Origin of the sequence: Luteimonas huabeiensis HB2 (assembly GCF_000559025.1) — a bacterium.
Taxonomy (GTDB): domain Bacteria; phylum Pseudomonadota; class Gammaproteobacteria; order Xanthomonadales; family Xanthomonadaceae; genus Luteimonas; species Luteimonas huabeiensis.
The window spans coordinates 1-13,023 of record NZ_JAAN01000037.1 but is presented as its reverse complement, the minus strand read 5'-3'; the positions used below and the strand labels follow the sequence as shown (position 1 = coordinate 13,023).

At 74.1% G+C, this 13,023-nt stretch carries 13 protein-coding genes; 4 read left to right on the top strand and 9 right to left on the bottom strand.

The window, feature by feature from the left end; translation table 11 throughout:
* Positions 1-189 precede the first annotated feature (189 nt).
* A complete protein-coding gene (locus tag Z164_RS0115920) occupies positions 190-1,431 on the top strand; it encodes a serine hydrolase domain-containing protein (RefSeq protein WP_024891672.1) in 1,242 nt (413 codons plus the stop codon).
* Positions 1,432-1,447: 16 nt separating this feature from the next.
* Here Z164_RS0115920 and Z164_RS0115915 read toward each other — a convergent pair whose 3' ends face one another.
* Genes Z164_RS0115915 through Z164_RS0115885 form a run of 7 tightly spaced genes read right to left on the bottom strand, consistent with a single transcriptional unit; the run spans position 1,448 to position 7,614 of the window.
* Complete coding sequence (locus tag Z164_RS0115915) at positions 1,448-2,839, bottom strand: leucyl aminopeptidase family protein (RefSeq protein ID WP_024891671.1); 1,392 nt, start codon at positions 2,837-2,839, stop codon at positions 1,448-1,450.
* Between the two features lie 45 nt (positions 2,840-2,884).
* A complete protein-coding gene (locus tag Z164_RS0115910; protein ID WP_024891670.1) occupies positions 2,885-3,598 on the bottom strand; it encodes an HAD family hydrolase in 714 nt (237 codons plus the stop codon).
* A gap of 36 nt (positions 3,599-3,634) precedes the next feature.
* Positions 3,635-4,726 carry an AI-2E family transporter gene (locus tag Z164_RS0115905; RefSeq protein ID WP_024891669.1) on the bottom strand — a complete coding sequence of 364 codons (1,092 nt, stop codon included), beginning with the start codon at positions 4,724-4,726 and terminating at the stop codon, positions 3,635-3,637.
* A gap of 9 nt (positions 4,727-4,735) precedes the next feature.
* Positions 4,736-5,245, bottom strand: coding sequence for a hypothetical protein (locus tag Z164_RS0115900; protein ID WP_024891668.1), 510 nt, complete (start codon positions 5,243-5,245; stop codon positions 4,736-4,738).
* Positions 5,242-5,769, bottom strand: coding sequence for a phage holin family protein (locus Z164_RS0115895; protein WP_425477235.1), 528 nt, complete (start codon positions 5,767-5,769; stop codon positions 5,242-5,244). Before Z164_RS0115895 ends, Z164_RS0115900 begins: the two co-directional genes overlap by 4 nt.
* Before the next feature lie 19 nt (positions 5,770-5,788).
* Positions 5,789-6,142, bottom strand: a complete 354-nt coding sequence (locus Z164_RS0115890; protein ID WP_024891666.1) for an ElaB/YgaM/YqjD family protein — start codon at positions 6,140-6,142, stop codon at positions 5,789-5,791.
* A gap of 26 nt (positions 6,143-6,168) precedes the next feature.
* Complete coding sequence (locus Z164_RS0115885) at positions 6,169-7,614, bottom strand: Do family serine endopeptidase (protein WP_024891665.1); 1,446 nt, start codon at positions 7,612-7,614, stop codon at positions 6,169-6,171.
* Between the two features lie 312 nt (positions 7,615-7,926).
* Here Z164_RS0115885 and Z164_RS20775 point away from each other — a divergent pair, with 312 nt between their 5' ends.
* Together Z164_RS20775 and Z164_RS0115875 are read left to right on the top strand one after the other, a co-directional pair.
* Entirely contained in the window at positions 7,927-8,463 is a 537-nt protein-coding gene (locus Z164_RS20775; RefSeq protein WP_043690444.1) for a hypothetical protein, read from the top strand.
* 122 nt (positions 8,464-8,585) lie between these two features.
* Positions 8,586-9,029: a universal stress protein gene (locus Z164_RS0115875; protein ID WP_024891664.1), complete on the top strand. Its 444-nt coding sequence runs from the start codon at positions 8,586-8,588 to the stop codon at positions 9,027-9,029.
* A 181-nt stretch (positions 9,030-9,210) separates the two neighbouring features.
* Here Z164_RS0115875 and Z164_RS0115870 read toward each other — a convergent pair whose 3' ends face one another.
* Both Z164_RS0115870 and Z164_RS0115865 read right to left on the bottom strand, forming a co-directional pair.
* Positions 9,211-10,206 (bottom strand): acetyltransferase domain-containing protein, encoded by a 996-nt coding sequence (locus Z164_RS0115870; RefSeq protein ID WP_024891663.1) that lies wholly within the window; start codon positions 10,204-10,206, stop codon positions 9,211-9,213.
* A 61-nt stretch (positions 10,207-10,267) separates the two neighbouring features.
* On the bottom strand, positions 10,268-11,647 hold the full coding sequence (locus Z164_RS0115865) for a GGDEF domain-containing protein (RefSeq protein ID WP_024891662.1): 1,380 nt from the start codon (positions 11,645-11,647) through the stop codon (positions 10,268-10,270).
* Positions 11,648-11,775: 128 nt separating this feature from the next.
* Between Z164_RS0115865 and Z164_RS20770 the strand changes: the two genes are divergently transcribed.
* Positions 11,776-12,753 carry an SDR family NAD(P)-dependent oxidoreductase gene (locus tag Z164_RS20770; protein WP_160170697.1) on the top strand — a complete coding sequence of 326 codons (978 nt, stop codon included), beginning with the start codon at positions 11,776-11,778 and terminating at the stop codon, positions 12,751-12,753.
* Positions 12,754-13,023: the final 270 nt, after the last annotated feature.

The following is a 13,023-nucleotide window of genomic DNA, read 5'->3' as shown; positions in this document are numbered from 1 at the left end:
TCGGCACCTTCCCCCGCTTGCGGGGGAAGGGAAAAACAAGATGCTCCCCGCTTGCGGGGGAAGGAAAAAACAAGATGCCCCCGCTTGCGGGGGAAGGGAAAAACAGAGTGTTCCCTGCTTGCGGGGGCGACGCATGCGACGCTGCGGCGGCCCGCGGCATCTTGACGGGGCCCTTCCACGGAAACGCCCATGACGCTTCGCCCGTTCCCCCGCTTGCTCGCCGCCGCGCTCGCCGTGGCCTTCTCCTCCGGCGCCGCGCGGACGCCGGCCGCGTCGCCGCCGCCGGCGGCCGCGCTTCCGGGGCCCGCCGCGCAGGCGCTGGAAACGATCGCCCGCCACGCCGCCGAGAGCCGGAGCGATGCGGTGCTGATCGTGCGCGACGGCGAAGTCCTGTTCGAGCGCGGCAGCGCGGACCCCGAACCGATCGAGCTGATGTCGGCCACCAAGTCGGTGGTGGCGCTGGGCATCGGCCTGCTGCTGGCCGATGGCCTCCTGGAGTCCCTGGATGCGCCGGTCGCGACCTGGTTCCCGGAATGGCGGCAGGGCCGCAAGCGCGAGATCACCGTGCGCATGCTGCTCGACCACACCTCCGGGCTGCAGAACGCGCCCAACGCCGGCGCCGAGATCTATCCGGCGCCGGACGTGGTGCAGCTGGCGCTGGCGGCGGAACTGGACGCCGCGCCCGGCGAGACGTTCTCGTACAACAACAAGGCGACCAACCTGCTGGCCGGGGTGGTCGCGCGCGCGTCGGGGCGGCCGCTGGACGTGTATCTGGGCGAGCGCCTGTTCGCGCCGCTGGGCATCCGCCCCGGCGCGTGGTACCGCGACGAGGCCGGCAACCCGCACGCGATGGCCGGGCTGCCGCTGACCGCGCGCGATGCCGCCAGGCTCGGCCAGCTCCTGCTCGACGACGGCCGGCTGCCGGACGGCACCCGGCTGCTGCCGGAAGGGTTCGTCGAGGCGCTGTGGCGGCCCGGGCCGCGTTCGGATCAGGTGGGCCTGCTGTGGTGGCGCGTGCCGGCGTGGCAGCGGCTGAGCCTGCGCGCGGACGCCGCCGAGCGCCTCGCCGCGCACGGCGTGGCGGAGGATGTCGCGCAGGCCCTGCTGGGGCTGGCCGGCCGCAGCTTCGACGATCCCGCGCAGGCGCTGCACGCTGCGCTGGGCGAGGACTGGGGCGCGCGCTACGTCCGCGAGGTGACGGAGCGCGGCTTGACCCGCCGCGATCTGTTCGACGAGGCGCGGGGGCCGGTCATCGCCTACGCGGCCATCGGCTATCTCGGCCAGTACATCGTCGTCGTGCCCGGCAAGCGCCTGGTCGCGGTGCGCCAGATCCGCAGGCGCGAGGACCATCGCGTCCCGCGAGACGACTACGCCGCGTTCCAGCGCGAGGCGATCGCGCTGGCCGAGGCGCTGCCGGACATGGCGCCGTAACGGCGCCGGCGCGCGGTCAGCCCCGGGCGTAGCGCGCCTTCAGCATCGCCCAGGCCGCGCGCAGGCCCTGCGCCTCGCCGCCGGCCGGGCGCCCGGGGCGGTCGTTGTCGTTCCAGGCATAGACGTCCACGTGCGCCCAGCGCCGCTCGCGCGAGACGAAGCGCTCCAGGTACAGCGCGGCGGTCACCGAGCCGGCCATGCGCGAGCCGGCGTTGGCCATGTCGGCGACGCGGCTGGTCAGGTAGCGCAGGTAGGGCCGCCACAGCGGCATGCGCCACAGCGGGTCGCGCACGGCCTCGCCGGCCCGCAGCCAGGCCTCGGCCAGCGCGTCGTCGTTGCTGAAGAGCGCCGGCAGGTCGGGGCCGAGCGCGATCCGCGCCGCGCCGGTCAGGGTCGCGAAATCGACCGCCAGGTCGGGGGCCAGTTCGTCGGCCAGGGCCAGCGCGTCGCCCAGCACCAGCCGGCCCTCGGCATCGGTGTTGTCGATCTCCACCGAGATGCCCTTGCGGGTGGCGATCACCTCGCCCGGGCGCAGCGCGTTCGGACCGATGGCGTTCTCGACCGCGGGGATCAGCAGGGTCAGCCGCACCGGCAGCTTCCGCGCCATGACCAGCCCGGCCAGCGCCAGCGCGTGCGCGGCGCCGCCCATGTCCTTCTTCATGTTGCGCATGCCGTCGGCGGGCTTGATGTCCAGGCCGCCGGTATCGAAGCACACGCCCTTGCCGACCAGCACCAGGCCGGGATCGGCCTCGTCGCCCCAGTCCAGGCGCAGCAGCCGCGGCGCGCGGTGCGAGGCGCGGCCGACGGCGTGGATGGCGGGAAAGCCGCGTTCGAGCAGCGCCTCGCCGACCACCGACTCGAAGCGCGCGCCGTGCGCCTGCGCGATCGCGCGCGCGGCGTCCTCCAGCTGTTCCGGCCCCATGTCCTCGGTGGGCGTGTTGACCAGGTCGCGCACGCGCAGGCACGCGGCCAGCACGTCCAGCGTCTCGGCATGCTCGCCGTCCAGCACCAGGCGCGCCGGCGGGCGTCCGCCGCGGCGGTAGCGCGTGAAGCGGTACGCGCCCAGGCCCCAGCCCAGCACGCAGGCCGCGTCGGGCCCGGCGCCGTCGATGCGCCAGTCGCCGGGCGGCAGCGCGCCGGGCGCGTGCGCCCAGGAGAACGGATCCTGCGCGTCGCCGATGCCGAGCACGGCCGATTCCAGGCCGTCGTCGCCGGGCAGCGCCAGCCAGGTGCCGGCATGGCCCTCGAAGCCCTGCGCATCGAGCCAGGCGCGCACCGGTGGCGGCTGCGCATCGCGCCAGGCCGGCAGGCTGGCGCCATCGACCACGTGCAGGGTGCGCGCCCCGGCGGCATCGGCGGCGGCCACCAGGCCGGAGGGAAGGGCGTTATCGGCGGCGGCGTCGGTCATGCGGAATCCCGGAGGCGTGGAGCGGAGTGGAGGAAGGGGCGGTGCTCAGCGCGGCGGGCGGGCGGCCGCATGCGCGTCGAGCCAGTCGGCCAGCCCGGCCAGCGAGTCGAACTCGAGGTCGGGCCGCAGTTCGGGATGGTCCCAGGCGCGGCCGTCGCGGTTGATCCAGCAGCTGCGCAGGCCCGCGCGCGCCGCGCCGGCGACGTCCATCTCGATGTGGTCGCCCACGTGCAGCACCTCGCCGTGCGCGCATTCCAGCCGCGCGCAGGCGGCGTGGAAGATGCACGGCGACGGCTTCGCCTTGCCGTGCTCGCGCGCGCCGAGCTGGAAGGCGAAGTAGCGGGCGATGCCGACACGTTCGAGATCGGCGTTGCCGTTGCTGAGCGCGGCCACCGGCACCCGCGCGGCGATCCGTGCCAGCGCCTCGAGGCTGTCGGGGTAGTGCTCCACCTGGTTGCGCGCGGCGTAGAACGCCTCGTAGGCGGGTTCGAGCAACGCGAGGTCCGCGCCGCTGTCGCGCAGCGCGATCTCCAGCGTCATGCGCCGCAGCGCCGACAGGTCGTGGGCCAGCTGCGGGTGTTCGCGCCAGACCCGCTCGCGCAGCGCGCGCATCGCCTCCGGCGGGTACATCCGCGCGGTGGCCGGGCTGTGCTCGCGCATCCAGTCGTCGAGGACGCGCTCGATCCGCGCGCCGATCGGCGCGAACGGCCACACGGTGTCGTCCAGGTCGAGGGTGATGGCGCGCACGGGGAAGCTCACCGGGCCATTCTAGTCCGCGCGGCCCGCCGTCGCCCCTCACTCCAGCAGGCGCGCCCAGCGCTCCATGCCGTCCACCCGCACCAGCGCCATCTTCACGCAGACCAACAGCGGCACCGCCAGCAGCAGCCCGACGATGCCGAACAGGAAGCCGAACACCGCCAGCGCCAGGATCAGCACCAGCGGCGACAGCGCCATGCGCCGGCCGAGCACGACGGGGGTGATCAGTTGCCCTTCCAGGGCGTGCAGGCCGAGGTAGATCGCCGTCGGCAACAGCGAGGCGCCCAGCGTGTCGAAGGACACGAAGCCCAGCATCAGGGTCAGGAACGCGCCGATGAACGGGCCCACGTAGGGCGCGAAGTTCAGCAGCGCCACGAGGGTGCCCCACATCGCCGCTTCGGCCGCGGGCACGCCCAGCCCGTGCAGCGCCGCGGCGAACGCCATGCCGAGCGCCGCGTTGATGAGGGTGATGGTGAGGATGTAGCGGGAGATCTCGCGCTCGATCGAGGCCATGATCTCCACCGTGAGCTTCTTGCGCTGGCGGTCGGGCAGCAGCGCGATCGCGTGCCGGCCCAGGCGCTCGCCGTAGACCATGAAGAAGAATGTCAGCAGGACCACCGCCAGGACCGAGGCGGCGATGCGCGGCGTCGCCGCCAGCCGCTGCCAGGCGTCGTCGCGCTGGATCTGCACCACCTGCACCCGTCGCGCGCCGCGCGTGCCGTCGGCCGCGCGCGCGAACGATTCGGCCGCCTCGCTGGCCGAGCGCATCGGCCGCGTCATCTGCTCCAGCCGCGGCGCCAGCGCGCGCAGTTCCTTCGGCGCCTGCCCGATCCAGCCGTACAGCGGACCGGCCAGCTGCCAGGCCAGCAGGCCGGTCGCCGCCAGCCCGCCGACCACGACCAGCAGCGCGCCGACGAAGCGCGGCACGTACAACCGCCGCAGACCGCGCAGGAACGGGTTGCCGATCATCGCGAAGAACATCGCCAGCAGGATCGGCAGGATCACCGCCTGTGCCGCCCAGGCGGCGAACATCGTCGCCAACAGCGCCAGCACCACCACCGACAGCGGCGCGCGCGGGCGGGGCGAGGGCGCCGGGGTCGGTTGCCCGGCCGCTTCGGCGCTGGCCGCCATCGCGCTCGCCTAGCGTTCGGATACGTCGGTCGCGGCCTCGGCCGGCGCGGGCTGCCGCTCCCAGGTCGGGTCCGGACGGCGGCGGTCGGCCGGCGGACGCGCCGCGTGGATGCCGGCGTGCTCGGCCGCCGCGGGCGCGGCGGTCTCCTCGACCGCCTCGCTGGCCGTCTCGGCGGCCTGATCGGCGGTCTGCGCGGCGGTGTCGGCCGTGTCCGCCGCGCCCTTGGCGGTGAACGCGGCATAGGCCGCCTGCGCGGAGGCGAGCAGGCCGGACAACGAGGTGACCATCTGCATGGTGCGCGGGCTGGCCAGCTTGCCGATGCGCAGCAGCGTCGTGTGCGGATTGGCCTTGCCGGTGAAGAAACCCGCCAGCAGGCCGGCCAGCAGGATCCGCGGCGGCGTCCAGGCTTCGCGCCATCGCGCATCCAGCCCGCGCCAGGCGGTGTCGGTCTGCGCGATGCGCCCGTCCACCACCTGCTCGCTGCGTTCCACCCGGCGCTTCAGGGCTGCGAAGTTCATGCCGCACCCGCCTTGCCGCGCGGCGCGGCGCCGGGGGCCTCCGGCGACGGGGCGACGTCGTCGTCCTCGTCGTCGTCGTGCTCGTTGAACAGGCCGAGCCGGTGCAGTTGCCGCCGGGTGGCGTGCATGCCGGCGTAATCGAAGAACACCGCGGTGCGCCAGCCCGCCAGCGCGGTCACCACCAGGCTGACCAGCGCGGTGATCGACAGCGAGGCCAGCCACGAGATGCCGGGAATCTGCTGCAACAGGGCGATCACCACGCCCATCAGCAGCAGCCAGGCCGAGGCGCCGAAGATGATCGCGACCGCGCACCAGCCGAGCGCGCGCCCCATGGCGCTGCGCGCCAGGGCGAAGTCGGCGGAGATCAACCGCCGCAGCGCGCGCCCGGTGCCCGCCGCCGACGCCAGCGTCTCGCGGCCGGCGCGGCCGATGCGGCGCACGCTCTCGTCGATGTGCGGCGTGGGCCCCGGGGTCTGGGCGTCCACGCCGCAGGCGTCTTCGGAGCGAGACTCTTCTGGCCTCACGGCGTCTCCTCGTTGCGGATCAGTTGCGCGCCAGCTTGGCGATCAGCCAACCGGCCGCGAAGGCGACGCCGAACGAGGCCAGCGGTCGCTCGCGGATCAGGTCGGCGGCGCTGTCCACGAGGTCGCGGCCCTTGTCCATCAGCTCGTCGACCTGTTCGCGGCCGGCCTCGCTCAGGTTCTCCAGCGCCGAGAGCCCGGCGGTGGCGCCGTCGGCGAGGTCGGCCTTGACGTTGGCGCGGCCCAGGCGGAGTTCCTCGCTCGCCACGCTGGCCGCGCCCTTGAGGGCATCGCCGGCGTCGTGGGCGGCCTGCTTCAGCGCGCTGCCGGCGTCGCCGAGGTTGTTCTTGAGATGGTCGGTGGAGGTGGGGCTCATCGTGGTTCTCCGGTGGGTGGAAGGCGTCACTGCAGGCGCAGCTGGAAGCGGTTGCGACCGCGCTGCACCAGCAGGATCAGGGGGTCGGGCTGGTCGGCCAGCGAGGCGCGGAAGCCGGACAGGTCGTGGAACTGGCCGCCGGTGGAGGCCAGGATCAGGTCGTTGGCGCGCAGGCCGTTGCGCTCGGCGCGGCTGCCGGGCTCGACGCGCTCGACCAGCACGCCGCTGATGCGGTCGCTGCTGCGGCGCAGCGCCTCGGGCAGGTCGGCGAGGGTGGCGCCGGTCAGGCGCGGATCGTAGGCGCTGCCGTCGCGCGGGATCTCGGTCAGGCGCGCGGAGATCTCCAGCGCGCGCCCGTCGCGCACGATGCCCAGGGTCATCGGCGCGTCCACCGGTTGCAGGCCCTGGATGTTGCGCAGCGCCTCGGCGTTGTCCACGCGCTGGCCGTTGGCCGAGACGATCACGTCGCCGGTGCGCAGGCCCGCGCGCGCGCCGCCGCCGCCCTCGTGCACGCGGGTCACCACCGCGCCGCGCGGCTCGCTCAGCCCGAGGCCCTGGGCGATGCGCGCATCCACCGTCTGCGTATCCACGCCGAGCGTGCCGCGACGCACCGAGCCGGTGTCGGCGAGCTGCCGCATCACGCTGCCGGCCAGGTTGGACGGGATGGCGAAGCCCAGGCCGATGTTGCCGGCCATGCTGCCCTGCACGTTGAAGCTGGCGGTGTTGATGCCCACCAGTTCGCCGTCGAGGTTGACCAGCGCGCCGCCGGAGTTGCCCGGGTTGATCGAGGCGTCGGTCTGGATGAAGTTCTGGAAGCCCACGCCGGGCACGTTGCTGCGGCCCACCGCCGAGACGATGCCGGACGTCACCGTCTGGTTGAACCCGAACGGGTTGCCCACCGCCACCACGAAGTCGCCCACGCGCAGGGTGTCGCTGTCGGCCAGCGGGATCGCGCTGAGGTTCTCGGCGGGGATGCGCATCAACGCGATGTCGGTCTCCGGGTCGGAGCCGACGAACTCGGCTTCCAGGGTGCGCCCGTCGGCCAGCGTCACCGAGACCTCGTCGGCGCCCTCGATGACGTGGTGGTTGGTCAGCACCCAGCCGCGCTGCGCGTCCACGATCACGCCCGAGCCGAGCGAGCGCTCCAGGCGCTCCTGCGACAGCTCGGGAAACATGCGGCGGAAGAACGGATCGGCGCCGAAGGGGCTGACCCGCACGCGGCGGGTGTTGTGCACGCTCACGACCGCGGGGGTGACGCGCTCGAGCATCGGCGCCAGCGACGGCAGCGGCTGGCCGCTCACCGACGCCGGCAGCGCCGCGGTCGCGGCCACACCCGCGGGCGCGCCGATCGGCGCGGGCGCCACCGGCGCCTGCGCGTGGGCGGAATGGGGCAGATCGCGGATCGCGGTCGCGGCCAGCCCGCCGAAAGCGGCCGCGGCGACCAGGGCGAGGAGGGTGGAGAATGCGCGCATGGGAAGTCGATTGTTCCGGTGAGGAGGGTGGCAATTGCGTGAAAGCGGCGGATGCCGGGTCGCGCGGGGCGCTCGCCGGGGACCGGCGCAGCCCCCGTGCGGGGCGCGTTCATGATGCCTCTTCGCGGTTCAATGCGCGCGGAATCGAGAATGCGCGGCGCGCGCACCGTCCCCGCGGCCGGCGGGACGGCCGGTGGCCCGCCGGCGGCCCGGCCGCCGCGCCGCTGCGCGGTTTTCTGTTCCGCGCCGGGAGAAAACTCCGTACATTCCGTCCCACGGGCATCGTGCCCGTGACCAGACGAGGACACCCCGATGAGCAACGGTAACGGAGTGACGGCGACGATCGCGGAAGCCGCCGAAGCTGTGGCCGAGAAGGCGCAGGAAGTCGGCAGCAGCGTGGTCGCCACCGCGCGCAAGGCCGTGAGCAGCGCCAGGAAGACCGCCGGCAAGGTCGGCAAGACGGTCGGCAAGGTCGGCCAGACGGTCGGCAAGAAGGTCGACAGCGCGAAGCGGAAGCTGGCGGCCGCGAAGGCCAGCGCCGCATCCGAGGCGGAGGCGCTCAAGCGCGCCGGGGCCGGCCGCAAGACCGCGAAGCGCCAGGCCGCGAATGCGGGGGCGGCGCCGGCGAAGAAGGGCGCCGCGGCGAAGACGGTCGGGAAGACCTCCGTGGCCAGGCGCGCCGCGAAGAAGGCGCCGGTCGCGAAGAAGGCTGCGGCGAAGAAGGCTGCGGCGAAGAAGGCCGTGGCGAAGAAGGCCGTGGCGAAGCGGCCGCCGGTCGCGAAGCCGGCCGCGCGGAAGACCGCGGCGAAGAGCGCCACGAAAAAGGCCGCGCGCAAGTCGGTCGCCTGAGCCCTCGGTCCGGGCCGTCCACCGGCGGACCCGGACCGACGCCGCGCGGCGTTGACCCGGATCAATGCATCGCACCGACGGGCGGACGACCCTGGGGCCGTTGACCACTCGGAGACGATGCCATGTACCGCCACCTGCTGATTCCCACCGATGGGTCGGAACTGTCCGCATACGCCATCGACCAGGGCCTCGAACTGGCCAGCCGGCTGGGCGCGCGTGTGACCTTCTTCACCACGATCGAGCCGTTCCCGGTCATCGCCATGGCGGCCGATCCGCTCATGTACACGCGCGACGACTATCGGCGCGAGACCTCCGAGGCCGCGCAGCGCCACCACGCCGACGCGGTGGCGCGCGCGCAGGCGCTGGGCGTGGACAGCCGGAGCGTGATCGTGGAGCACGGCCACCCCGACGAGGCGATCGTCGAGGCCGCCGCCCAGCACGGCTGCGACCTGATCGCCATGGCATCGCACGGCCGCCGCGGCATGCAGGCGGTGCTGCTGGGCAGCGTCACCCTGAAGGTGCTCACCCGCGCCGCCCTGCCGGTGCTGGTCTACCGGCGCCCCTGATTGCCCCGCCGCGGCGCGCGGCAGGCCCGGTCGCGCGCGGCGTGCGTGCGGGATGGGGGGCGCCGACATGCGCGCCGCATGCGCTGGCGGCCGCCTCGGCCCGCCGGTTCCGGCCGTGCGGGCGATGCGGCCGACGCGAGCCTTCCGTTCCGCGTCGCCGGCGGGCCTGCGGCGGCGGCCGCTACAGGTAGCGCAGCCAGGCCAGGTCGCGCCGCCGCGCCTTGAGCCGCGCGAAGGCGGCCACCGGCGGGTACAGCGCCAGCGCCAGTACCACCGCGATCGCGACCAGCGCGCCGACGCCATCGACGCCGAACACCTCGCCCCGGTTCGGTCCCCATGCCGCCAGCGCCGCCAGGTACAGCGCCTTCAGCACGTACAGGTGCAGCAGGTAGAAGAACATCGGCGCGGCGCCGATGGCGGCCAGCGGCCGCAGCGCACGCGCCAGCGGCGGCCATTCGAAGGCGCGCAGGAGCAGCAGGCCGACCCCGAGCGTGGCCAGCAGGAACAGCAGCGAGGGCGGGTACTTGGTGAGGTTGAACACGCTCATCCAGGTCCGCAGCGCGTCGCCGGAGGCGACCCAGGGCGCGTCGCCGTAGCCGTTGAGCGCGCGCAGCGCGGCGAACAGCAGCAGCGCGCCGTGCAGCACCTTCCACAGCGCCCCGGCGGCGCCGTCGCCGGCGGCGATGCCGTCGAGCAGGTTGTGGCCGGCGACGATCGCCAGCGCCAGCGCCGCCAGCCATGCGCGCGGCAGCCACAGCAGGCCGGCCAGCGCGATCATGCTCAGGCCGATCGCCCAGATCACCTGCAGGTAGACCGTCGAGGGCGGGAACTCGAAGGTCCAGGCGAAGTTGACCAGGGTCAGTTCCAGCGCCACCAGGAACAGGCCGCGCTTGAGCAGGAAGGCGGCGGTGCCGGTGCGCGGGTCGGGCAGCCGGCTGCCGTAGAGCCAGGCGGACAGGCCGGTCAGCAGCAGGAACACGGGCGCGCACAGATGCGCCAGCAGCCGGCACAGGAACAGCGCCGGTTCGGTCTGCGCGATGTCCACCGGGTCGGCCAGCTGCCGGTGCAGGTAGAAGGTCTCGCGCACGTGGTCGAGCAGCATGATCAGCATGACCGTGCCGCGCAGCAGGTCGATCGAGGCCAGGCGCGCGGCGGGCGCCGTGGGCGGGGAAGGCATGGCGAACGGTGCGAGGGGGCGGATTGCGATGTTATCAAATAACAATCGCACCCCCGCGGCGTCACCCGCCCGGCGGATCGGTTTCCGCCAGCGCGACCCGGTCGCGACCGCCGCGCTTGGCCGCGTACATGGCGCGGTCGGCGCGGGCCAGCAGGCGCTCATAGTCGGGGTGGCCGTCGTAGGGCGCCACCCCGATGCTCGCGCTGATCGGCAGCATGCGGCCATCGGCCAGCGGCAACGGGCTGGCGGCGATGCGCGCGCGCAGGGTCTCGGCGAAGGCCACCGCGCGCTCGGCGCCGGCGGCGACCAGCACCACCAGGAACTCCTCGCCGCCCAGGCGGAACACGTAGTCGCTGGAGCGCACCGACTGGGTCAGCAGCCCCGCCAGGTGCTGCAGCGCGCGATCGCCGGCATCGTGGCCGTGCTCGTCGTTGATGCGCTTGAAGTGGTCCACGTCCAGCAGCAGCACCGCGAACTCGTGACGGTGGCTGCCGGCCAGCTCGATCTCGGTGCGCAGCACCGTCGGCAGGAAGCGCCGGTTGAGCAGCCGGGTGAGCGCATCGGAGCCGGCTTCCAGTTCGCCGATGCGGCCGAACAGCAGCGTCAGCAGCTGGCGGATGGCGTCCAGCCGCGAGCGGATCGCCTCGAACGCCCCGGCCGAAGGCAGCGCGTCCGCCGCCAGACTGCGGTCGATCTCGGCCATCAGCGCGCGCACGTGGCGGGTCTCGCCGTTGTCGCCGATGATCGGGATGCCCTTGTGCAGGAACCACAGCCCGAACTCCGACTCCGACAGCGGCGGCGGCGCGCGGCCGTGGCCGGCCAGCGCGTAGAGCAGCCGGTTCTCCCAGTCCAGCAGCAGCGCGCGCTGGCGTTCGCGCTCGGCGCCGATGTTCTGCGCCAGCGAGAACAGGCGGTAGGCGGCATCCGTGCGCGAGGACCGGTCGTGGGCGCCGGCGTAGGCCAGCGTCATGCATTCCAGCGCGAGGTCGATCGAGGCATCGACCGTGGCGACGGCGGCGAACGCCACCTCGGGCGCGACGGCGGCGGCGCGGATGCGTTCGAGCAGGGCGCCGCGCAGCACGCGGATGCCGCGCCCGACCAGGTCCACCGGCATGCCGATGCGCGCGTGCACGATGCCGGCCTGGCGGTTGGCGCCGATCAGCGCCTCGACGCTGTCGGGCGCGGCGTGCAGCAGCGCGCGCAGCCAGCGCTGCAGCGCCGGGTGCAGGCGTTCGCGCACCTGGTCGTGCGACAGGAAGCGCGCCGCGCGCGGGTCGTCGAGCAGCGCCGCGTAGAAGCGGTCGGCGAAATCGGCCGCGCCCTCGGCCAGGGCGCCGACCAGCGCCAGCGCCGCGGGATCGGCGTCGGCCAGCGTGCGGCGCCAGGCGGCGGCCAGACGCGGCGAAGGGTCGTCCGCAGCGTGCAGGGACGGTTCGGTCATCGGGGAAGCAGCGAACGGCGGACTATTCTAGTTTCTCCGCCCGCGCGCGGGGCGAGGGTCGCCGCGCCGGGCCGCCGCGGCCGGGTGCGGATCGGTTAACGTGGCGGATGCCCACGCCGGACGCCCGCATGCCGCCCTCGATCCACCGCCGCCGCCTGCTCGTGGCCGCCGCGCTCTCGCCGCTGGCCGCCACCCTTGGCGCCGCGGCCGTGGACCGCCCGCCCGCGCCGCGTGCCGGCGCGACCGCCGACGACGTCATGCGCGGGATCGACCTGTCCGGCCGCAACATCGTGGTCACCGGCTGCAACTCGGGCATCGGTTTCGAGACGATGCGCGTGCTGGCGGCGCAGGGCGCGCACGTGATCGGCACCGCGCGCGACGCCGCCAAGGGCCGCGAGGCCTGCGGCGCGGTGCGCGGGCGCGCCACGCCGGTGGTGCTGGAGCTGTCGGACCTCGGCTCGGTGGTCGAGTGCGCGCGTCGGGTGGGCGAGCTCGCGCCGCGCATCGATGCGCTGGTCTGCAACGCCGGCATCGTGCTCGGGCGCCACGAGGTGGCGGGCGGGCTGGAGCGGCAGTTCGCGGTCAACCACCTCGGGCACTTCGTGCTGGCGAACCGGCTGATCGCGCAGGTGCTCGCCGCGCCGCAGGGGCGGGTGGTGAGCCTGGGCAGCGGCAACCACCGCGACGCGCCGCCGGGCGGCATCCAGTTCGACCGCCTGTCCGGCGAGGGCTGGCACGACCGCGGCTATGCGCACTCCAAGCTCGCCAACGGGTTGTTCTCGCTGGAGCTGGCGCGGCGGCTGCGCGGCACCCGCGCCACCTCCAACTGCGTCACCCCCGGCCACACCCGCACCAACATCCTGCGATCGACCGGCTCGCGCTACGCCGAGACCGCGCGCACCCCCGCGCAGGGCGCGGCGATGCCCTGCTACGCCGCCGCGCACCCCGCGATGGCCGGCGTCAACGGCGCCTACATGAGCGATTTCGCGCCGGCGCCGCAGAGCCCGGCGCAGACCGACGCAACGATGGCCGCGCACCTGTGGGCGGTGTCCGAGCGCCTGGCCGGCGACGCGCTCGCGCCGTGGCCGGCGGCGTTGCGCGACTAGGGCGTATCGACATTCGACCCGCAGCGTCGAAACCGTCCCTGCTCCGCGCGCGGGTCCCATTGTTCCTTCTCCCGCTGGCGGGACCATGCCGTCCCTTCTCCCGCAAGCGGGACCATGCCGTCGCTTCTCCCGCAAGCGGGACCATGCCGTCGCTTCTCCCGCAAGCGGGACCCTGCCGTCCCTTCTCCCGCAAGAGCGCCGGATGAGGGCCGCCTTACACGCCTGCGGCGTGCCCCCCATCCGCCTTCGGCACCTTCCCCCGCTTGCGGG